This is a genomic window from Pontibacter sp. H249 (assembly GCF_037892465.1).
Lineage (GTDB): Bacteria > Bacteroidota > Bacteroidia > Cytophagales > Hymenobacteraceae > Pontibacter.
This window is the reverse complement of the sequence record NZ_JBBKTR010000011.1, coordinates 33583-53532: the sequence shown is the minus strand read 5'-3', so window position 1 is coordinate 53532 and position 19950 is coordinate 33583. Positions and strand designations below refer to the sequence as shown.

The window sequence follows — 19950 nt, the reverse complement described above, 5'->3', positions numbered from 1 at the left end:
ATGAAAAATTTACAAAAGTATGCACTGACGCTGATGTTGGCTACAGTTGCATCAGCCTGCTATGCGCAAAAAGCAAAAGAACTGCCAAGTATAAAATCGAACTCCGACAGCTATACTTATGTAGTAAATGACACCGATAGGCGCTCTGACTGGAGACTATCTTCGGATACCAAGCCGGCCAGGTTAGAGGTAGAGTGTAAACAGAAAATAAATAAGGTAGGTCTCATAACAGATATAGATTCTGTCTTCTTTGATATCAAGGTCGGTGAAACGGTGCGGCTACACATACTGCAGGCGGGTAAAGAAAAAACACTTGCCGAGATTGTGGGAGTGCCGAAGAACGTGAACTTCACAAAGAAGTATATCAGCGAGCATCAGGGCAAGTTCAGCGTGGAGGTGCCGGAAGTGCATGAACTGGCAAACATATTGGTAGCTATATCCAGGGTTGGGCAGCTGGACTCTAACATGGTGGATATGACCACGCCATACTATAAAGAAGTGATGGCGCATTTCTCTCCCTACAAAAGCCACCCGGTAATGGATGTGGTTAACAAGCACATTACCGCACCATTCGATACCGATAGCTACTGGTACTACTACGGCATAAAAATGAATGCCTGCGCCTATGTGTTCGACAAGAAAGGAAACATCAAAAACGAAGGTATCATACGGAAGATGGGCTTTAACTATCCTGGAGATCCAATACTTGCTAACCTTGCGTTGATCGAGGACTTTGCCAGGAAGTCTGGCTTCAGAGAATTTTACAAGCAGCACCAGCCATACTATCATGAGCTTGTACAGCTGTATCGCTCTCAAAACCCGATTGACCAGCAGCAGGAGTGGCTGGAAGAAAAATTCGGGTTCAAGTATGGTAACTACCGCGTTACATTCTCGCCGCTGGTAGGGGGCGCTCACTCAACCATGAGTTTTGAAGATAATGGCTTCAGTCAGACAGTAATGTTCGTAAACCGGGCAAAGCTCAGCTCAAAGTATAACGCGAAAGTAAACGAGATGAGCAATACGCGTGTGGTATTTACCGAGATTGACCACAACTTTGTAAATCCGGTTGCAGAAAAGTATACTAAGCAGGTAAACCAGGCATTTGTAGACAGAGCAAAATGGGTAAATGATAATATTTCGGGTACCAGCGCTTATGCTTCTCCTGACCATGTTTTTCAAGAATACATGACTTGGAGCCTCTACTCGCTTTACTGCCTGGATAAGTTTTCAGCGGAAGACAATGCCACCTTTATACCCAAAATGGAGCGCCAGATGGAAAAGAGCAGAGGCTTTATCAGGTTCGGTGACTTTAACCAGAAGCTTATCTCGCTTTACAAAGAGAACCCAAAGATAAGTGTAGATGAGCTTTATATAACTATGTTGGATTGGAGCAGAAACCTGCAGGCAAAACTTTAAAAAGTTGAAACCTGACAATACTTTTTAATGTTACTAAGCTAGAAAACAGATAGAAGTATGCCGTAAATTTTATACATTTGTGGCATACTTCTTGAAGTATAAAAAACAAGAATTCGTTCTTTATTTATTGGGGATGACCGGAATTGACAGCTTGTGCAGATTGCGTGTAAGCATGTCGGGTGATGAACGTGCCACCTGTTAAAAATTCGTTCGAACAATAACTGGCGAATCTAATTACGCCATGGCTGCTTAATCTAGGTATTAAGCAATTGCCATAGTCTCGTGCAGGTTTCGTGAAACTGCTTGCACATTAGAGGCTTCGATCCGTTTTACTAGTTTGTGTAAAGGTGCGGTGCACAGGCGAAATTAAGCATCTAAGGAGTGCGCATAGGCTTGACCTAGGCCCGCAAGCTCCCTACAATCCAACTAGCGTCTAAGCATGTAGAAGGCACGACGGTTTCCTTGTCTGGACCAGGGTTCGAATCCCTGCATCTCCACTTTAATGTAAGCGCCAGCCCCCACCATAGGGGCTGGCGCTTTGTTTTTATGGGTTTTTGTGTAATTTAGCGTGTCGGTAGCAGGTGTGGTAAGGGCTGTAAAACGTAACTTGTACGTCACAACTTGCGTTACTGTTTATGGCACTACTGCAAAAATGCTGCGTCACAATCACGTCACAAGCACACGCTATGATCTACGTTACCTTTTACCTGCACCGCGCAAAATCCCCGATCTCCCCGATCTACGTGAGGGTGCACCCGGGAGATTTCCGCGCCTCTACTCACTTATCTGTCGAGCCGAAGTACTGGGCGCTCCGTGGCAAGAAAGTGCCCCGTGGCACGGTCGTCAATAAGTGGCTCAAGTCTGACCATCCCTACGCCATTGAGTGGAATAGGAAGCTGCGGGAGCTTAACGACAAGATCCACACGGCATACTTTGAGGCAGAGCAGGAGGGCAGGTCACTGGCAGAGGTAGACCTGGCAGGCCTGATCAATCCGAACCTGAGCAAAAAGCTGAAGAAGAAGGAGGGGCCGCGCACCGTGCGGCAGTACCTGGAGCGCTGGGCGGAGAAATACGTGGAGCGTAAGCTGCGCGGCATCAAGGATCCGGAGGAAAGAGCCAGGCGCAAAGGCAAGGTGGAAGACTACACCCGCAGTTATAAGCAGGTGGTAGATAAGCTGGAAGAGTACATGCCCAATATCCGGCCGGAGCAGCTCAACGATGAGACCGTGGAGGGCTTTGAGGAGTGGGTGCTGAACCATAAGGATTACAAGGTGCAGTTCTCCACGGTGCAGCGCTACCGCAAGGTGCTCCGCAATGCTATGAAGGAGGCAGGCCTGCCTTACGAGTGGCTGGTGGTTGGAGCCGGCGAGGTGGCCACCAAGTACGACCTTACCTGGGAGGAAGTGCTGCAGCTCAGGGATGCAAACTATAGCAAGGAATCCCTTAGAAGGGCGGCCCATACGTTTGTGATCCAGTGCCAGTTGGCGCTTCGCTTCGGTGATATCTCCTCACTGAAGGCGGCTAATTTCGAAAGAGTAAAGCTGCCAAAGCACGGGGAGGTGACGGTGATCAATGCCACCCAGGGCAAGACAGGTGATACGGTGTATGTGCCAATTCCTCCGGTGGCGGCAAAGCTGATGGAGGAGCACGATGGCATACCGGTGCTGCGTACCAGGTCCGGCAAGATCAGCCTGCAGAAGTATAACGAGTATTTGAAGGATGCGGCAGCGGAGGCGAAGCTAACCAGGCTGGTGAGACAGACCCGAAGCCTGGGCGGTGGCCACATTGAGGAAACGCAGGTGCCGCTGCACCAGGTGCTTTCTTCGCATGATGCCCGGCATACGGGCGCCAGCAGGGTACTGGCTGTGAGCAAGGATCCTGCATTGGTGAAGAAGCTACTGGGCCATAAGGGGCGGGATGTGACAGAAAGGTATTCGCATTATAACCCGGTGGAGGTAGCAGAGAGATTATTAGATGCCTGGGAGAAGGTGGAAATGAAATAAAAAGAGCGGCTGGTGGGCCGCTCTTTTTATTTTCTGTTATTCATTCTTGCTAAGAACAGTCTTAGCTGCAAGATCTAAATACTCATCATATTTATCCTCCTCGTATGTTGTTATAGGAGCATCCGAGTCGGTAATTACCTTCATTGCCTTATCATATCTAGAAAATAAACTTCTTTCTGTTGGCTTAGCGACTAAGATATCAAACTTGATGCCTTTAGAATCTGCCTCTGGTTTAAACATACCTAGTAAGCTTCTCCATTTAAGTGCCTTTGTATCATAATACTGCTCATTTGCCAAGTCTAAGCTTATGGGGGTAATTAGATGGAGGGTTCCATTCTGCCAGCCATACTCAAACTTCTCAGACACCAGATTTTTACTATCTGTTAAAACAAGGTCAAGCCTCATCTTCTTCTCTACTTCCTGAGAATACTCATTTTTTAAAAAGGACTTAACTTTATCTACAATGTACTTATCATCCTTCTTCTCTTCCGATCTGCTATTATACCACCCAAGGTAAAAGTTAGAGAAGTATTCTATAATTGCCTCCTTATCATCGAATAGGCCTTTGCAGGTATCGGAAAAGAATAATGATGATGCATTCTCAGGCAAGAAGTATTGCCCGATAATGAATGAAAGATCGTTTTCTAACCCTACTATTGCCTCTCGGCTTCTATTGAGTTTGTTCGCTCGAGTATCAAATGAAGCAAGGGTTTTCTTAATGAAGTTCAAAGATAAGCCATGGCTGTACATTTGAGACAGGCGGCTTAGCTTATTGGGGAATGAAAAAGCTACCTCGCCATCCTCAAAAAGAAAGAGAATGCCTAGGTTCACCACCTCGCCTATAGCATAGGAGTGGCGGTACTTCAAAACGCTATATTGGAATTTGCCGTCCATCTATCCTATTAAATGATTTAGTAATTTAAAAAATTTTGGCTTAGCGCCAGTTATTTCCTGTAAGTAATTCTGGATTTCATAGAAGTCCTCAGTATCAATTCCATGATCATTCAAGCACGTAACAGTAGCCTCTAATGCCCTTGTGTTAAATGTTTTGAGTAACTCTTGAAACTCCGAAAAATCTACTCCTTTACCCTTCCTTCTTTCTGCCCTTAAGTGTCCGTGGAAAAGATGTCCAGTGTCACCTTCATTGGCAAAAACTTCCCATCCATTTAAGTCAATATACTCATCGAATGTTTTACTGATCTCGAGTGACTTGTCATGATCAATGCACATGTAGTCATTGTTAGTCAATAAAAGATTCGGTTTTATTCTTCGCCTGTCAAAGTTCCTAATAAAAACGTCGAAAGCAAAAATTGTTTGTGCATGTACGAATCCAAAGTTATTAGGATTGAATGCCGGGCCAAATTCATTGTACCCATCTTGAAATTGACACCCAAAGACAATGTCTCGATCAAGGCTGCATACCCTTTCCCGCTGTTTATCATCTAGAGTTGAAATAAAGTTCTTATCTAACTCTATAAGAGCTGGTGGCGGTGTCTGAATATCCAGTTCCTCAGCTATCACAGAAGCAAACACTTCTTTATTTAAATAAGGTAACTGAGCGGTATCTTGTGCGCTAAACAGTTTCAGAACATAGCTATCAAACCCATACGGAGTTTTTACCATAGCTAACCAAGGCCGGGTTGAACCTCCACCCATTACAGGGTTTAGAAGAGATACAGCTTTATATAGAGGTAACAATTTATACTTAGGTTTTATTCCTTTTAGAATTATTTTCTTTTTTCCTCCTTCCACCATGCCTCCCCGGGAACACCTTGGACATGATCCACAGCCCAACTGCCCAGCCGAGGGCGATCAGCAGCCAGTGGTACCAGAGGAGTTGGAGTAGGATCATGGATTGGTTAATGTTTTAAGTGCTGCATCCAGCTCTTGCCTTGCCTTCTCTACCTGCTGTATGGCTGCCTGGGGTATCACAGGCTGCTCCCGCTCACCATCCAATATGTAACCATAGCTTACCCCATGCGGCCGGTAGGCCTGTACGAAACTGGCCAGCACCTGCAGGCTGACATCGGTGCGGGAGTTGCGGACATCAGACAGGTGGTAGGACTTCAGGCCGCAGCCTTCCGCCACCTGGGCGTAGGAGCGTGCCACGCCTGTAGAAACCAGTCGTTCCACCTCCTCCAGGAAGCGCTTCCTTACAGCTTCTTTGTCGTACATTGTTTAGCTATGGTTGATGTCCTGCTCAAAATGGAGCTCTTCTATTTAACGATCCTTAAACCTGGCAACAGTACCGTTTTCGATTACAAAAACATCTCCGCTGGTCTTATTGCCGTAAATGAGGGTTTCCTTTGTTTTAGTTTTGAGAGCTTCGACTTCGATCTTGTCAGGTTGCCTGCCCTTAGAATCTATAACCTGCTCCTTAGTCATGCCAATCCAGAATTCTTCTTTTAGTATCTTGTTTCCAACCTCATCGCCATACTTGGTCAATATGGTGTTTATCCTTTCATGTTTAACCCTTGCTCTTTCTAAGTGAAGATCAAGGTCGTTTAGAGTAATAGATCTTTCTGTTGCTCTCTGGGTATACATGTCCCTACCATCAGATGATAGTAGGTTTTGATTGAATCTCTCCTGTATCAAGGCAATGCGAGTACTGTACTCCTTAGCCTGCTCTGCTTCGAGGGCTTCCTGTTCCTCAGCTTCCTTAACCAATTGAGCGGTTATTGCGGCTCTGTACTTGGCCTTTTTGTTCATTACCCGGAAGATGAGCAGCCCTATAAATACAACGGAACCCAAGCCAATAGCTAAATTCCCATCTTTCTCAATAGCGCCAAAGCTGCTAATTGCCACAATCAACGCTAACAGGATAAGCACAATCGAGAAAAAACCGAAACCGGGTTCTGAAAAGGGTTTGGGTGTATTGCTCGGTGCATAATAGCGCGCCGCATTATTAGAGGAGCGCCTGCTGCTTGATTTGGAGTAAGAAAGCCCTGTACCCGGTATGCCTACCGTAGTTCGCGTGCCTCTTTTGCTAAAATTAACTGTAGCCCCAGGCCTCCCCACAGATGTGCTTATCCCTGACTTACTGAAGTTAAGCCTGACGCCTTGCATCAGCTTTACGCTCTTTCTGAAACGGAAGCCCATTAGCATTTACAGTTAGAGCGGTCAACGTAAGTTTTGTTGTTATTAGAGTTGATATAGTAGCAACCGCCATCTGGACCCTTATAAAGGGGTTTGCTATTGTAGGAGCCGCAACTCTGGCTTCCTGAGCCGCTTCCTCCACCACTCCCACTTCCACTTCGAGGTGTACTAGTAGTGGGGGATGGATCAGAGTCACCTCCACATGATAATAATAAGCCGCAGCTAACAACAGCGGCAAGGGTAAGTTTGTAAAGTGTTTTCATAAATAGGTATTAATGTATAGAGAAAATTAAATGGTAAAAAAATAATATAGTAGGAGGCTATATTCGGGATATTATCTATTTAGTCTGGTAATATTCTTAGGATTGATGCCCATTTGTTTAGCCATGAAAGAAATAATGTCTTCCATCTCCTGAACCTTCTCCTCCATATCATCCACCTTCTTGTAAAGCTCCTCCGCTCGGTTTATCGCAAATGGGGAAAGCTTCCATTGAAAGCGCCACAATTCAAGTATCTCATCTTCATTTAGAGAGAAGTCTCTATGCTGTCGGTTGTCAGACCTGAATCGCACAAACCCTCTCGTTTTCAAACGATTCTTCACGCGCTTCAGCTGAACACCGTGAGTAGTGCTGACTACAACAAACACCTCCAAATCGTTGATGTACTGCCAATCGCTTTTCTCGACTTTAGTGCATATAACATACTCGCTGTCAAAGAAGGTGGGCTCCATTGAATCATTACGAACTTGAAAAACTGCATTTTGTCCGCCATTTAGCATAAACCGAGGCATAGTCATAGGTGCTAGCTCCTCAAAAAACTCTTGTGACTGGTAACCAGCAAGATAATTAGCAGCCGCTTCTTGATTTACAATTGGGATTGTCACATTGTGGCTTACATCCTGAGTTGCAACTACAATTTTCTCTTTCTCTATAATCGAAGGTGCCTGTGCGGAAGGTTGATCTTCCTTAAACATTGCCCCTTTACCAGCAAGAAGCCATTCACTATTAAGGTTCTCTATTGAAATAAATAGCTTCTCCAAGTAATCAGCACTTGGCATGCTACCTCTATAGATGTAGTTTCTAGTGTTCGATTCATTAACACCAAACCTCTCCGAGAACAATTTTGGGTTCAAATTGAAATAACTAATCAGTTCTTCAATCCGCTTATTTATAGACATTTAAAAAATATTTATCTCAATTTGAAAATATTTATCTCAATTTGATTGACTTTTAGTTTCAATTGAGCGTATATTTGAATCAATAACGACAACAACAACGACTAAAGGTAATTAAAATGACTGAAACTTCAACACCGCCACCAATCAGGGAGCTACTGGACTCAGAGCCGTACCTGCCGCGCGTGATCCGCATGGCGCAAGCAGACGGACACTCCGCTCAACGCGCCACCATATCCGATGTGGTGCTGGGAGAGCGCACTACATCCAAGTACTGGAAGTACATCGAGATACTAGCCAAGGAAAAGTACCCTACGCTGTATGAAGAGCGCATGGCATACCTGCGCGAAACCAGAGGTCAGGACAAGGTAGCATAGCTGCTGTACGCTGTAAATTGTATATAGTTAAGATAAAATATTTATATCCTATGCTAACGCCACACAAGACAGTCTCCATCCCGCCGCAGCTGGGCATCAAGCCGAGTTACCTGGCAGAGCAGCTGGACTGCTCCACGGAAACGATCCTGCGCAACATCAAGCGCGATCCGAGTGAACGTTTGTACCTGCGGGCCTTCAAGGTGAGCACCTACGAGTACCGCATCAACTGGGAAGACGCTATCGACTTCATCAGCAGGAACTATGTGGGAGTGGAGATAACGCTGAGACAGTCAGCATAACATCATAAAGAGAATCATGGAATCAACGCTACAGCAAACACAACAGCTACCTCAGCACCAGGTGGAGATGGTCGATAGCCTGACAGCCCTTTTCAGGGAGCGCCTGCTGGAGGAGATTGGCAAAAGGCGCAGGCCGGCGATGTCTTTAGAGGAGGCGCTCGTGCTGGTGGACATCGAGAAAAAGGACATCGAGCTAGCCAAGTGCCGGCACATTCCATCAAAGGCCAGGGAAGAGCACTTCGACCTGCTGGTGAAGGTGGGCATGGGCTACGTCGATTGCCAGAGCATGGCTGTTTCCTACGACTGATAACACAGGCTGCCATGAGCAAGAGAGTGCAATACCAGACAGCGGATGGCGTGGTGCTAACCACTACCGATCACCCGACCTACACCACCCGGAAGCGTGCCGCCAAGATAACGAAGGAGTTGGGGCACAGCACGCTCTACGAGATACACGCGGCACCGAAGCGCCGCTATGACCTGAGCCATTACATCCAGTAAGCAACCCCACTCACACCCTTATAGACACATGTTACATAAAGCAAAATTAAAGGCTTTGGCGCTGGCGGCGCTGGGGCTGACCGGGATAACCCTTGCCATTGCAGCCGGAATGCTGGCCGTTTGGAACCCTCAACTCGATACTGACCTGCTCACCAGCTGCTTTGTTTTCGGCATGGTGGGAGGTGCCCCGATGATTGCTGTGGGCATGTACGCCTACGGGGTGGCCGATGAGCGCCAGCAGGCCATGGGCGCCTACCTGGCGGAGAGAAGGAGGGTGACCGCATGAGCGCGAAAGTGAAGGTGCCAGCGCCTGCCGTCTACATCGGCAAGCTGCGCGACATGCCAAGCATTGTAAGAGAGTTGTACCGATAACTTATATAAATCATGAAACCGAAAAGCTTACTCCCTGCCAACAAAAAGAGGCGATACTATCTCCATAGAGAAGTAAAAAAAACATTCAAGCTAGATGTGCCTTCGCGCATTGTGTTCGTGCCATCAGTGGCGCTGGAAGACCCTGAAGTTATGGACGCTAGAATGAAAGGCTACCTAGGCGAACTATACAGCTTCGGCTATGTAATGCAATTGACCTTTGACCAACCTATCAATTATTGACACCTAAACTATAAAACTGACCATGCAAGATTCTTTACAGTTAGCAGGCACTGCCTGCCTCATTCAGAAAGACAGCAACGCGTATTACCACGCCCAGACTAACTTTATCGGCTCATCCGGCCTGAAGCTGATCAACAAGAAGTCTGTCTTCCATTACTTCAACCAGCCGCCGCAAAAGCAGTCTTCTACGCTTGTCTTCGGTTCTGCCTACCATACCCTGGTATTGGAACCGGAGCAATTCGAAAAGGAATACTACTGCCTGAACGACTGCGAGAAAGTGGCAGAAATCGGGGGAGCCAATCCAAGAGCCACCAAACTATACAAGGAATGGCGCGCAGAGCAGGAGGCCCTGAACGAAGGCAAGATATGTCTCTCCTTGGATGACTACCAGAAGTTGATGGACATGCACAAAGCCCTGTTCTCCAATGCCAGTATCAAGCAACTCTTCTCCAAAGGCACAGCGGAGGTATCGCACTACGTGGACTATGCCGGTGTGAACGTGAAAGTGCGTCCCGACTACCTCAAGTCGAAAGCCATCGTGGACCTGAAGACATGCGAGGATGCCTCACCGGAAGGTTTCAGCAGAGCCGCCGCCAACTACGGCTACCACCTGCAGGCAGCCCTGTATTGCGATGTGCTGGAGCATGCCACCCAGGAGGAAAGGCTTTTTGTTTTCGTGGCGCAGGAGAAGGAATATCCCTATGCCGCCGCCATCTACAAACCAACCGAAGGCTTCATGGCGCAGGGCCGCTACGAGTACCAGCTGGCGCTGGATAAGTACACCCAGGCGCTGAATTCCGGCCTGCACCATGGCTATGAGATGTATGCGCCAGAAGAGGCGCAGGGAGTGATTGAATTGGATTTACCGGCTTACGCCTATAAGGAGAAACTGTAACATGAAATACACGACTAACCAAGAGATTGAACTAGACATCACGCCTTATGAAGTTGCTAGGCTTTTCTGCAATATGGACGGAGATGAGCAGGCGCAGTTCTTTTCAGAGATTGGAGAGATAACTGTGCGTGAATGGGCAGCCCCATTTTGTATCCAAATGGCAACAGTAGAAGGATCCAACTTCCTGCAAGACAAAGGGCGTGACGTGATGAAAACTATAGGTGAATATTCAGAGAAACAATAATGAGCAACATCGTCAAACAACCAAGAGATATCATCGCCTCAGCCAAAGCCAGGTTCGAGGCAGTAGAGGGTAACAAACTGAGCTTCCAGAAGGAAGCCGGTTTTGCCCTGCAGATCCTGCAGAAGAATGCTTTCCTGGCTAAGACCAACCCGGAGAGCATTAAGAACGCCATCATCAACTGCGCCCTCACGGGCCTTACCTTAAATCCGGTATTAAAGCTGGCCTACCTGGTACCCCGCAAAGGGGAGTGCATCCTGGACCCTTCCTACATGGGCCTGATCAAGGTGCTCACGGATGCCGGCAGCGTGAAGAATATCTATGCCGAGGTGGTGTATGAGCATGACTACTTCTACATCGAGCAGGGCACCAACCCGAAGATTGACCATAAGCCGGAAGTAACGGGAGATCGAGGCCGAAAGATAGGCGTGTATGCCGTGGCTTTTCTACTGCAAGGTGGTTACCAGTTTGAGTTCATGCGTGCCGACCAGGTGAACGCCATCAAGTCACGCTCCGAGATGGGCAAGAAGAATGACGGCAGCTGGAAAACCGATGAGGATGAGATGTGGAAGAAGACCGTGGTTAAGCGCCTCTACAAGTACCTGCCGAAGTCGGAGATCAGCGAAGCGGTGGTGAATGCCCTGCAGCTGGACAACCAAAACAACGGCATTGACTTCGAGGCAGAGCGGGCAGCCAGAGCCAAAAGCAATGCCTCGGCCCTATTCGATGAACATGAAGACGTGACGGAGCAGCAGGCATTGGAAGAGGCGCAAGAAGAAGCCGCTGCCTGATGAAAAGGTTCATGAACAGGCTCCGGCTAGCCCTGGCGGTGGCCGGATGCCGCAAACCAAGACAGCGTGACACCGGAAGAGCATAAGCGGTTCGTGTACCTGAGCATCCTCTGGTGCCGGGTGCGCGCCCGCTTCCTGGCCAGCAACAGCCGGGCCGAGAAGAAAAGGCTGCGGGATCGGAAAGAGAAAATTGAGGCAGAGCAGGAGGCTTTGCTGCAGAAGGAGGCTGAGAATGGAAAAGGAGTACCCGGAGCGGTGGAGGCTGTGGCAGTTCATTGAGCGGCTGCAGAGGAGATCGAGGCAGAGACTGCAGCGGCTTACGGTGCCCATGAAGTGCCTGAGGTGCCCGACCCCTATGCAAAGCCCATTGGTAGAAATGAAAGAAGAAAAGCGGAATGAATTATATAGAGCTAATAAACAACTTCTGGCAGGCTAATAAGGAGCATTGCTTCACCGGTAACGAAACAGCATTGTATTTCTATTTGGTGCATACATGCAACACGTTAGGTTGGAAGAATCCCTTCAAGCACTCCAACGGATATATCACCGGCACGCTCGGCATATCTGAGAAGACGCTCATTGCCTCCCGCAACTCGCTCAAGCAAGCTGGCCTCTTGGACTTCGACTCGCATAAAGGCCGAAGGATACTTACTTCTTACAACCTAAAACCTGTAAAAATTACAGGTTTTAGGACAGGAACAGGTAAGCTTTTCGGGCAAGAACAGGTAAGCTTTTCGGGAGCTAACGCTTCAGACAACATTAAACTAAACCAAACTAAACCAAACATTACTAAAGAAGATAAAGAAGCTGGCGCTTCAGGTCCTTCTGAAAGCAACGTTTTGGATGGTGCTGCTTTCCCTGCACAACCGAAAGAAGAAAAAGAAAAAGGTTGCGCCGAAAAAGAAAAAGAAGAGAGCCACCATGCCTGGTACCAGAAGTACAAAGACGCCTGGTGGCAGTTCTACAAGGATCAGAACAACGGGGAGGAGCCGCCCCACTCGTGGCGCAATCCCTCGCTGTTCAATGGGGTAAAAAAAATACAGCAGGATTTGGCTGCTGTATTTGATGGGGATGAGGAAAAGGCCTATCAAGAGTTTGTGTACATCCTTTCAGGCTGGCAACACCCTAAGAACTACCATCGGGACAGGCTGAAGCCCATTCAGATACACAACCACTTGGTTGAGATTCGAAGAATCTTACGAACGCCTGATACAAAAGTTACAAATAATCATCAATCAGTACAATCACAATTCGAAAAGCGTGTAGACATCGCCAAGCAGGTGCTTTCAGCGGTGGCCTACGATGCGGAAGGGAACAGAATATGAGCACAGCTTTAACTATAAAACATCCGGAGAGCGCAGGCGTGGTGCAGTACCAGAGCGCCGGCAGCCTGATCTCCTTCCTGCCCACTCAGAAGACCACCCCTGCTGACCTGCAAATCATCCAAGCCATGAACGGCAGGAAGGTGAGCGCAGTCAACGATGCGGAGTTGGATATGGTTATTACCCGCGCCTTCAATAAGGCATTGCTGCTGCTGGGGCACAAGCACCAGTGGGGGGCTGCAGAAGAGCAGACGCTTTTACTCGGGGACCTAAACCGCCTCCTCCGTCAACGCTACAGCTACTACACCATCGAAGAGGTGGACCTGGTGTTTAGCATGGGTGCCCGCGGGGAATTGAAGGTGAAGCCGACCGACATCGTTTTTCTGAACATTGAGCAGATCAGCTCCTGGCTGAGAGTCTACAAGAATGACTGCAAGGCCAAAGCCATCCAGACCTGCAACCGGATCGAAGAGCTGCCCAGGCAAAGGGATTACAAGCCGCTCAGCTTCCTGCAGGAAGGCGTGGAGAAAGCCGCATCCGATGCGCTTACAGAAGACGACCTGACGCACCTGACAGGCTGCTACTATGATCGCTTCAAGAAAGCCAAAGCCTTCTCCATGCCATCGGAGAAGATGTGGGAGATCTACCATGAAGAGAGGACCCGGACGGAGAATGCAGCCATCGCCAGCGGGGAGGCTTTTGAGCCAGGCAAGAAGATCCAGTTCAAAGCCTATAAAGCCAGCCTTGAAAAGGGCGTGGCGCTCTCAGACAATATGTTTGAGCAGAAGGCGCAGGGTGCTTATCGCCGGCGCATCATGAAAGCGGAGCTGGAGCTGCTGGCATTTAACGAAACGGATATTTCAACGCTGGAGATATGACCGACATCACCACCAAGATACATGAACTGAAGCGGCAGGTGAATCTCCTGACCAGGAAAGCAACCAGCGCCAAGGTAAAGCACACGCAGGATAAGTACTTAGCCGTAGCAGCCGCCAAAAGACAGCACCTGCGCGATCTGAATCAGTTAAAGGTTCTCTTCTAGCCATGACCAAAAGCAAAGAAGTCATGACCGCAGCAGAGGCACGGGAGTACTTCGCTAGCGGCGGCAAAGCCAAAGCCAAGATCACCCGCAAGAAGTCCGCCGCTGATATCCAGCTGGAGCAGGCAGAGCAGGAGCACCGGATCAAAAAGCTGCAGCAGGCGACAGGCCAGCAGGTGATCGCAGAGCATGCCTTTCACCCTGAAAGGAAATGGCGCATTGACTTCTTCCTGCCTGAGAGCAACATCGCCATCGAAGTGGAGGGCGGTGTTTGGACGCAGGGCAGGCATACCAGGGGCAAAGGCTATGTCAATGATCTTGAAAAATACAATGCCGCACAGGCCATGGGTATCATGGTGCTGCGCTTCACCCCGGAGCAGCTGCTTAAACCCAAGGCTTTAAAAACCATTAATCAAACCATCCAATTTAAAGAGACATGACACAGGTAGCCATATTCGCCAGAGTCAGCAAGGGAGGGCAGGACTACACACGCCAGGTGAAGGATCTGACCGACTACTGCACCTCCCAGAATTACACCATCGTAGCCACGCTGGCAGAGAAGGTCAGCGGCGCAAAAAGCAACAAAGAGCGCAAAGCCATACAGGACCTGCTCACTTTGGCAAGCACCAGGCAGGTAAGCAAGGTGATCGTCTGCGAGGTGTCACGACTGGGCAGGAAAACATCGGAGGTGCTGCAGGTGCTGGAGGAACTGACAGAGCTTGGCATATCAGTCTATGTGCTCAACTTCAACATGGAGACCCTGACACCAGATGGCCGCAGGAATCCCATCGCACACTTGATGTTTACCCTGCTGGCTGAGTTCGCACGCATGGAGCGGGAGGTGATCATTGAACGCATTCATTCAGGACTAGAAGAGGCGAGGCGCAAAGGCAAGGTGCTGGGCAGGAAGAAAGGCTCTGTAAAGCCGGTGGATCAGTTCCTGAAAGAGAAGAAGCGGGTGGTCTACTACCTCAACAGCGATAAGGATTACAGCATACGGGAGATATCCAAAATATGCGGCGTCTCCAGCAATACGGTACAAAAAGTAAAAGCAATACTGTCACAAAAAAACTGAAGATAAAATGAGCAAGAAGCAGCTAACGTCAGACATTGCCTTTTTAGAGGAAATGGAAACCACGCTTTCAGAAATCAGCACGGATAACGTGCATCAGAAAGATAAACTCGCCACAATGATAGGTGATTGGAAAGCAGAAAAACAAAAGGAGCTTTCAATAATAACCTCTCCGTGTAATTGCAGATTTGCGATGAAGAAAAAGAATTATGACGAGTGTGGCAATTGTGGTGGTGTGTGGTCTACACGAGCAAAGAATAACTAATAATTAAATGGAACATAAACATACACCTGCACCTTGGCATCATATCGAATATTCAGGCTATAGCCAACTGCATGATGGCGACCATTACGGAGCCACTAACCTACTGGATGAAGATGAGTGTAGTGCTGCACATTTCAACGGGAAACTGGCAGCGGCAGCACCAGAACTACTGGACGCTTTAGAGATTCTGCTTAATGACTTTGAGCATATAGTTAAGAATGCAAAGGGGCAACCTGCTTATACCTTAGCGAAAGAAGCAATTAAGAAAGCAACCGAATAACTAATGATTAAAACCATGACAACAACAGCTACAGAAATCAAAGAAAGGCCAATCCTGTTCAGCACTCCTATGGTGCAGGCAATAGTAGATGGCACAAAGACACAAACCAGACGTGTCGTTAAACATGGACTTTCTGATTCAACAATGAGCAAGCCAGATATAAAAGCATCTATAACCGACAACGGGCAGATGGTGCATTTCAAAGTGGTAGATGGCAAGCTCCGTGAATCTTTTTGCGGCATCAAATGCCCTTACGGTCAAATAGGTGACAGGCTTTGGGTAAGAGAGGCATGGGACTACAGCGATAGCCTCGAAGAGCCTTACCTATACAGGCAGAAAGAAATGGAGGAATGGTTGCCTGAAGTCTTTAACCGGATGAAGTGGAAGCCTTCAATACACATGCCTAAAGAAGCATGCCGCATTAAGCTTGAAATCCCTAACATCAGAGTAGAACGCCTGCATGATATTACTGAAGAAGATGCCATTGCTGAAGGTGTACTTTGGGTAGATGCTGTACCAGGCGGTTTCTCAGGATGGAAAGATTACAGCGGTAAAAATTTAGCTCCACTAGAATCAGCTAAAGTCTCTTTCAAAACTCTTTGGATAAGTATAAACGGCAAAGAAAGTTGGGATGCAAACCCATGGGTATGGGTTGTAGATTTTAAGAAAACAGATCAATCGAACTAAGAAAAATGAGAAATGACAATTTACCCTTTGTACTGCTAATGGCAGTTTTGCTTGCAGTATCAGCTTTCTTCTTAATACCTAAAAATCAGCCAGAAATGAATTCTGATTTTGAAGTTAAAGCAGGTCAAGTTTGGAGATATGTCTTACACGAAGACAACCCATTCAGAGAGCCTAAAACCTATGATGCTTTGATATTAGATGTTAAAGGTGATTACGCTCTTTATATAGAGAATGGAGATACTTTAAGTGGTAGAAAATCATGGTTTAGGTTTTACAAGCTCATCAAAAACTAATAATTGAATATGGAAGAACTAACCATCTACAAATTCCAAGCAGAACACATACAGGACACGCTAAGGCTTGTATCCAGACTGCTAAAGTCAGAGAGCAAAACAACATCTATGGACAGGGATATTGTTCAGGCAAAGGCAATGATTGAGAATTGTCTTGCAGGTAAAATAGATACTCATGTACCACGCCTTTAACTAATGCTTTATGCCAAGACTTTTATACAATAAAATATTCCACAACGATAGCGAAACCAAGCAGGAATATACAGACAAGTGGGCAATGGATATACGCAAAAAGAGAGAAGAAACAAGGCGTAAAAACAGAGCCAAACGCAAAGCAAAATCGAAACCGAAATACTAAAGTCATATATGATACACGCTGATGACATTCGCTTTGACTTTGTTAGATCATTGAACATGCGTAACCAGCACCATACCCTAATGCGCAATAATGAGTTAGGCCTTCAGATGGAGACAATTTCTAACAAAACCAAGTGCGGTACAGGCATAACCAAGTCTCGCTCTTATTATTTCATTGACAATGATGAGCGAGAGTTTCTAACAGTTGAAGATTTAGTTGACGCTTATAACGAGAAGTTCAAGCTGGATGGAGAAAGTCCAGAGCATGAGGTTAAGTATATAAAGGTTTACGTGAAGAGGGAGAATTTAAATATACCAGCCACCACAGACCAGATGGTGTGAAATGAAAAGTTAACCGGATGAAGAGGCTAAGGGTGAGAATTCTTAGCCTCTTTTTATTTGCCTGAATGTTTAGTTAATTTACTATATTTGTTAGGTAATTTATAGTAAGTAAACTATATGGCAGCGCCAAAGGGAAATCAGTTCTGGAAGTTGAGAAGCAAGCACGGAAGAGACAAGCTTTTTGCCTCTCCTGACTTGCTGTGGGAGGCCGCCTGTGAATACTTTGAGTGGTGCGATAAACACCCGTGGATAAAGAAGGACTGGGTAGGGAAGGATGCCTTTGAAGTTGACAGACCTACCCAGAGACCTTACACGCTATCAGGCTTGTGCCTGTACCTGGATGTGAACACAAAGTACTTTAATGATTTTAAGAAGGCAGGACGCGAAGATTTTTCCGAAGTCCTTACACGCATAGAGGAAACCATCTACACGCAGAAGTTCGAGGGGGCCGCTGTCGGCACTTTTAACGCCAGCATTATCGCGCGGGATTTAGGACTTGCAGACAAGAAGGAGATATCAGGCGAGGTGGAAACAAAGCAGCAGGACCTGAGCCACCTGAGTTATGAGCAGCTGTATGAGCTCAAGTATGGAAGAAAGCCAGAGCAGCTTTGACATAGCCGTTAACGCGGCACTCTGCAGGGAGTCCTTCTATGAGTTCTTTCGGGATTTCTGGGACACGATAGAGGCGGTGGAGCTGGTGCCAAACTGGCATATCAAGTTCATATGCGATGAACTGCAGAGAGTGTATGAGACATGGGCCAAGGGGCTGCCGCAGGATGATGTGATCATCAACGTGCCGCCAGGCTCTTCGAAGTCTACCATTGTCACGCAGTTGTTCCCAGCCTGGCTTTGGGTGAAAGACCCGAGCATACGCCTGATCTCCTCCAGCTATGCAGCTGATTTAAGTATAGCGCATGCGGTGAAGACCAGGGACTGTTTGAAGTCTGACAAGTTTCAACGCTATTATCCTGGACTGATCGAGTTCAAGAAAGACAGTGACGGTAAGTCTGCCTTTAAGAATACAAAGAAGGGGGAGCGCTTCACCACCTCAACCGGAGGTAGGGTAACGGGTATGCACGGGGACTTTATCATCAATGATGATCCCATTAATCCGGAAGAGGCAGAGAGCAGCAATGCCCGGAAGACAGCCAACCGCTTCTCTGGTACCACGCTCTCCACCAGAAAGACCAACAAGAAGCGCACTGTCACTATCATGGTCATGCAGCGCCTACATGAGTCAGACCCAACAGGGGACTGGCTGAAGAAAAAGAAGAGTGTAAACCACATCTGCCTGCCGGGTGAACTTTCGGAGCATGTGAAGCCGGAAAGAGTGCGCAGGTACTATGTAAACGGTCTGATGGATGTGAACAGGTTGGATAGGGCAGCACTGGATAAACTGAAAGAAGACCTGGGCAGCTACGGCTATGCAGGTCAGATCGGGCAGACACCTACTCCGGACGGGGGTGGAAAGCTGAAGAAGGCATGGTTTGGAAAGATCACCTGGGAGGAGTTTCAGAAGCGCACACTGGGCAAACCGGTTGTCTGGCAGTTTGATGCCGATACGGCCTATACGCAGGATCAGAAGAATGACCCGAGTGCCTTTATGGCCAGCTGCTACATGGAGCCTATCCTGTACATACGGGATGTGCAAGAGGCTTGGCTGGAGTTCCCGGAGCTGGTGAAGGAGCTGCCAGCCTTTGCCATGCGCAACGGTTACTCCAACCAGAGCAAGTTGCACATAGAGCCGAAAGCATCCGGCAAGAGCACGGTGCAGACCTTGAAGCGCGAAACGTCGCTCAACATAGTAGAGGCTCCTGCACCTGACAGCGATAAGGATAGCCGCGTGAATGCCATCTCTCCTTTTGTGGAGGCTGGGCGCGTGGTGCTGATAGATGGTAGTTGGAACGATAACTTTTTAGGGCAATGCGCCGCCTTTCCGCTCGCTGCCCATGATGATATGGTAGATGATCTGGTGCAAGCCATCAACAGGGTACACCAGCCAGCAGGAAAGAAATTCAAAGCCAAGACAGTCAAACGATGATAGGCTATAGACTTAACAACGATTACCGCGCCTGTAAGACCGAATGGCAGGAAGTGACACTAGGCGAGTACATGCAGGCCATGGCAGGCTCCATGACAGCGGCTATATGCGTGCTTGCAGGCCTGAAGCTGGAAGAGTTCCAGCAGGCAGACGAGCACTCGCAGCACCTGCTGGCCGAGCTTATCGGCGGGTTGCTGCAGACAAAGCCCGAGGCTGTCAAGCAAGAGTGGATGCCCGCAGACTTGGGGGCTACAGCGATAGGGCAGTTGGAACTATGCCGCCAGTACCTGCGCCTGAATGAGGAGCTGCCAGAGCAGGCTTTCCCTTTCATCTATGCGGTGTACCGTTGGCCCTACGATTACAATGCCTTGCTGGCTATCAGCGGCGCGGGATTCCCGCAGCAACTGGTGGATCAGGCCAAGGCGCTGCCCTTGCCCGAGGTGCTGGGCGTGGTGTACCACGTGCTGGCAGAGATCGAGCGAATAGACAAGCGCTACAGCCCGATACTGGACAAAGAGCCGGAGGCAGAGCAGCTACTGGCAGGCATCGAGAAGTTTGAGAAGTACGGCTTTTACCCGACGCTATTAAACTACTGCGACGGTGATTTGACCAAAGCAGCCGAACTGCTGGAGATACCGGCCTACGTGTTTTACACGGCTTTGTGCGTGGACTCTGAGAAATCGGATTACGAGAAGAAATACAGCGAGATAATAAGCGGCAAATGACCTACGCAGCCTTAGAAGACCTGATCAAGCAAGTGGCGCTCGGCATCCTGAACGGGGCCGGGCACTTCCATTGCGGCAATGACGAAAGCCTGAAGCAGGCTGTGGAAGACCACGGCTATCCG

General features: G+C 48.1%; 32 protein-coding genes and 1 other RNA gene. 28 read left to right on the top strand and 5 right to left on the bottom strand.

The window, feature by feature from the left end; translation table 11 throughout:
- The 3 genes from WG943_RS14030 to WG943_RS14020 all read left to right on the top strand — a co-directional run bounded on the left by WG943_RS14030 (position 1) and on the right by WG943_RS14020 (position 3419).
- Positions 1-1416 carry a DUF4932 domain-containing protein gene (locus WG943_RS14030; RefSeq protein WP_340409937.1) on the top strand — a complete coding sequence of 472 codons (1416 nt, stop codon included), beginning with the start codon at positions 1-3 and terminating at the stop codon, positions 1414-1416.
- A gap of 129 nt (positions 1417-1545) precedes the next feature.
- Positions 1546-1916, top strand: a transfer-messenger RNA (tmRNA) gene (gene ssrA, locus WG943_RS14025).
- Between the two features lie 186 nt (positions 1917-2102).
- Positions 2103-3419, top strand: a complete 1317-nt coding sequence (locus tag WG943_RS14020; protein ID WP_340409935.1) for a tyrosine-type recombinase/integrase — start codon at positions 2103-2105, stop codon at positions 3417-3419.
- Positions 3420-3455: 36 nt separating this feature from the next.
- Here WG943_RS14020 and WG943_RS14015 read toward each other — a convergent pair whose 3' ends face one another.
- From WG943_RS14015 to WG943_RS13995, 5 genes are all read right to left on the bottom strand, one after another.
- Positions 3456-4313: a hypothetical protein gene (locus WG943_RS14015; protein WP_340409933.1), complete on the bottom strand. Its 858-nt coding sequence runs from the start codon at positions 4311-4313 to the stop codon at positions 3456-3458.
- The gene (locus tag WG943_RS14010) at positions 4314-5174 is read right to left on the bottom strand and encodes a HipA family kinase (RefSeq protein ID WP_340409931.1); all 861 of its coding nucleotides are present in this window, start codon (positions 5172-5174) and stop codon (positions 4314-4316) included. It abuts the gene before it with no gap.
- Positions 5175-5267: 93 nt separating this feature from the next.
- A complete protein-coding gene (locus WG943_RS14005) occupies positions 5268-5594 on the bottom strand; it encodes a hypothetical protein (protein ID WP_340409929.1) in 327 nt (108 codons plus the stop codon).
- A gap of 45 nt (positions 5595-5639) precedes the next feature.
- Complete coding sequence (locus WG943_RS14000; RefSeq protein WP_340409927.1) at positions 5640-6524, bottom strand: DUF4236 domain-containing protein; 885 nt, start codon at positions 6522-6524, stop codon at positions 5640-5642.
- A gap of 325 nt (positions 6525-6849) precedes the next feature.
- On the bottom strand, positions 6850-7554 hold the full coding sequence (locus tag WG943_RS13995; RefSeq protein ID WP_340409925.1) for a S24 family peptidase: 705 nt from the start codon (positions 7552-7554) through the stop codon (positions 6850-6852).
- A 254-nt stretch (positions 7555-7808) separates the two neighbouring features.
- Here WG943_RS13995 and WG943_RS13990 point away from each other — a divergent pair, with 254 nt between their 5' ends.
- The 25 genes from WG943_RS13990 to WG943_RS13870 all read left to right on the top strand — a co-directional run bounded on the left by WG943_RS13990 (position 7809) and on the right by WG943_RS13870 (position 19828).
- Entirely contained in the window at positions 7809-8066 is a 258-nt protein-coding gene (locus tag WG943_RS13990) for a hypothetical protein (RefSeq protein WP_340409924.1), read from the top strand.
- Positions 8067-8083: 17 nt separating this feature from the next.
- Positions 8084-8365 (top strand): hypothetical protein, encoded by a 282-nt coding sequence (locus tag WG943_RS13985; protein WP_340409922.1) that lies wholly within the window; start codon positions 8084-8086, stop codon positions 8363-8365.
- Between the two features lie 16 nt (positions 8366-8381).
- Complete coding sequence (locus tag WG943_RS13980; RefSeq protein WP_340409920.1) at positions 8382-8672, top strand: hypothetical protein; 291 nt, start codon at positions 8382-8384, stop codon at positions 8670-8672.
- A 14-nt stretch (positions 8673-8686) separates the two neighbouring features.
- Complete coding sequence (locus WG943_RS13975; protein WP_340409918.1) at positions 8687-8866, top strand: hypothetical protein; 180 nt, start codon at positions 8687-8689, stop codon at positions 8864-8866.
- Between the two features lie 28 nt (positions 8867-8894).
- Positions 8895-9152, top strand: a complete 258-nt coding sequence (locus WG943_RS13970) for a hypothetical protein (protein WP_340409916.1) — start codon at positions 8895-8897, stop codon at positions 9150-9152.
- A 98-nt stretch (positions 9153-9250) separates the two neighbouring features.
- Entirely contained in the window at positions 9251-9478 is a 228-nt protein-coding gene (locus WG943_RS13965) for a hypothetical protein (protein ID WP_340409914.1), read from the top strand.
- Between the two features lie 22 nt (positions 9479-9500).
- The gene (locus WG943_RS13960; protein ID WP_340409912.1) at positions 9501-10373 is read left to right on the top strand and encodes a PD-(D/E)XK nuclease-like domain-containing protein; all 873 of its coding nucleotides are present in this window, start codon (positions 9501-9503) and stop codon (positions 10371-10373) included.
- A 1-nt stretch (position 10374) separates the two neighbouring features.
- Positions 10375-10617, top strand: coding sequence for a hypothetical protein (locus tag WG943_RS13955; RefSeq protein ID WP_340409910.1), 243 nt, complete (start codon positions 10375-10377; stop codon positions 10615-10617).
- A complete protein-coding gene (locus WG943_RS13950; protein ID WP_340409908.1) occupies positions 10617-11405 on the top strand; it encodes a recombinase RecT in 789 nt (262 codons plus the stop codon). Before WG943_RS13955 ends, WG943_RS13950 begins: the two co-directional genes overlap by 1 nt.
- A gap of 66 nt (positions 11406-11471) precedes the next feature.
- Positions 11472-11684: a hypothetical protein gene (locus tag WG943_RS13945; RefSeq protein ID WP_340409906.1), complete on the top strand. Its 213-nt coding sequence runs from the start codon at positions 11472-11474 to the stop codon at positions 11682-11684.
- A gap of 116 nt (positions 11685-11800) precedes the next feature.
- Positions 11801-12730: a hypothetical protein gene (locus WG943_RS13940; RefSeq protein ID WP_340409905.1), complete on the top strand. Its 930-nt coding sequence runs from the start codon at positions 11801-11803 to the stop codon at positions 12728-12730.
- A complete protein-coding gene (locus WG943_RS13935) occupies positions 12727-13605 on the top strand; it encodes a hypothetical protein (RefSeq protein ID WP_340409903.1) in 879 nt (292 codons plus the stop codon). The genes WG943_RS13940 and WG943_RS13935 overlap by 4 nt, the downstream gene beginning before the upstream one ends.
- On the top strand, positions 13602-13769 hold the full coding sequence (locus WG943_RS13930) for a hypothetical protein (protein ID WP_340409901.1): 168 nt from the start codon (positions 13602-13604) through the stop codon (positions 13767-13769). The genes WG943_RS13935 and WG943_RS13930 overlap by 4 nt, the downstream gene beginning before the upstream one ends.
- Before the next feature lie 2 nt (positions 13770-13771).
- Complete coding sequence (locus tag WG943_RS13925) at positions 13772-14206, top strand: hypothetical protein (protein ID WP_340409899.1); 435 nt, start codon at positions 13772-13774, stop codon at positions 14204-14206.
- A complete protein-coding gene (locus tag WG943_RS13920; protein ID WP_340409897.1) occupies positions 14203-14841 on the top strand; it encodes a recombinase family protein in 639 nt (212 codons plus the stop codon). Before WG943_RS13925 ends, WG943_RS13920 begins: the two co-directional genes overlap by 4 nt.
- Positions 14842-14848: 7 nt before the next feature.
- Positions 14849-15103: a hypothetical protein gene (locus WG943_RS13915; protein ID WP_340409896.1), complete on the top strand. Its 255-nt coding sequence runs from the start codon at positions 14849-14851 to the stop codon at positions 15101-15103.
- Between the two features lie 7 nt (positions 15104-15110).
- Positions 15111-15383 (top strand): hypothetical protein, encoded by a 273-nt coding sequence (locus WG943_RS13910; protein ID WP_340409894.1) that lies wholly within the window; start codon positions 15111-15113, stop codon positions 15381-15383.
- Positions 15384-15398: 15 nt separating this feature from the next.
- Entirely contained in the window at positions 15399-16070 is a 672-nt protein-coding gene (locus WG943_RS13905) for a hypothetical protein (RefSeq protein ID WP_340409892.1), read from the top strand.
- 5 nt (positions 16071-16075) lie between these two features.
- The gene (locus tag WG943_RS13900; RefSeq protein WP_340409891.1) at positions 16076-16363 is read left to right on the top strand and encodes a hypothetical protein; all 288 of its coding nucleotides are present in this window, start codon (positions 16076-16078) and stop codon (positions 16361-16363) included.
- A 9-nt stretch (positions 16364-16372) separates the two neighbouring features.
- Entirely contained in the window at positions 16373-16555 is a 183-nt protein-coding gene (locus WG943_RS13895; protein WP_340409889.1) for a hypothetical protein, read from the top strand.
- 10 nt (positions 16556-16565) lie between these two features.
- A complete protein-coding gene (locus WG943_RS13890; RefSeq protein ID WP_340409887.1) occupies positions 16566-16721 on the top strand; it encodes a hypothetical protein in 156 nt (51 codons plus the stop codon).
- 8 nt (positions 16722-16729) lie between these two features.
- On the top strand, positions 16730-17062 hold the full coding sequence (locus WG943_RS13885) for a hypothetical protein (RefSeq protein WP_340409885.1): 333 nt from the start codon (positions 16730-16732) through the stop codon (positions 17060-17062).
- Between the two features lie 117 nt (positions 17063-17179).
- The gene (locus WG943_RS13880) at positions 17180-17674 is read left to right on the top strand and encodes a DNA-packaging protein (protein ID WP_340409883.1); all 495 of its coding nucleotides are present in this window, start codon (positions 17180-17182) and stop codon (positions 17672-17674) included.
- The gene (gene terL, locus WG943_RS13875; protein WP_340409881.1) at positions 17649-19103 is read left to right on the top strand and encodes a phage terminase large subunit; all 1455 of its coding nucleotides are present in this window, start codon (positions 17649-17651) and stop codon (positions 19101-19103) included. The genes WG943_RS13880 and terL overlap by 26 nt, the downstream gene beginning before the upstream one ends.
- Entirely contained in the window at positions 19100-19828 is a 729-nt protein-coding gene (locus WG943_RS13870) for a hypothetical protein (protein ID WP_340409879.1), read from the top strand. Before terL ends, WG943_RS13870 begins: the two co-directional genes overlap by 4 nt.
- Positions 19829-19950: the final 122 nt, after the last annotated feature.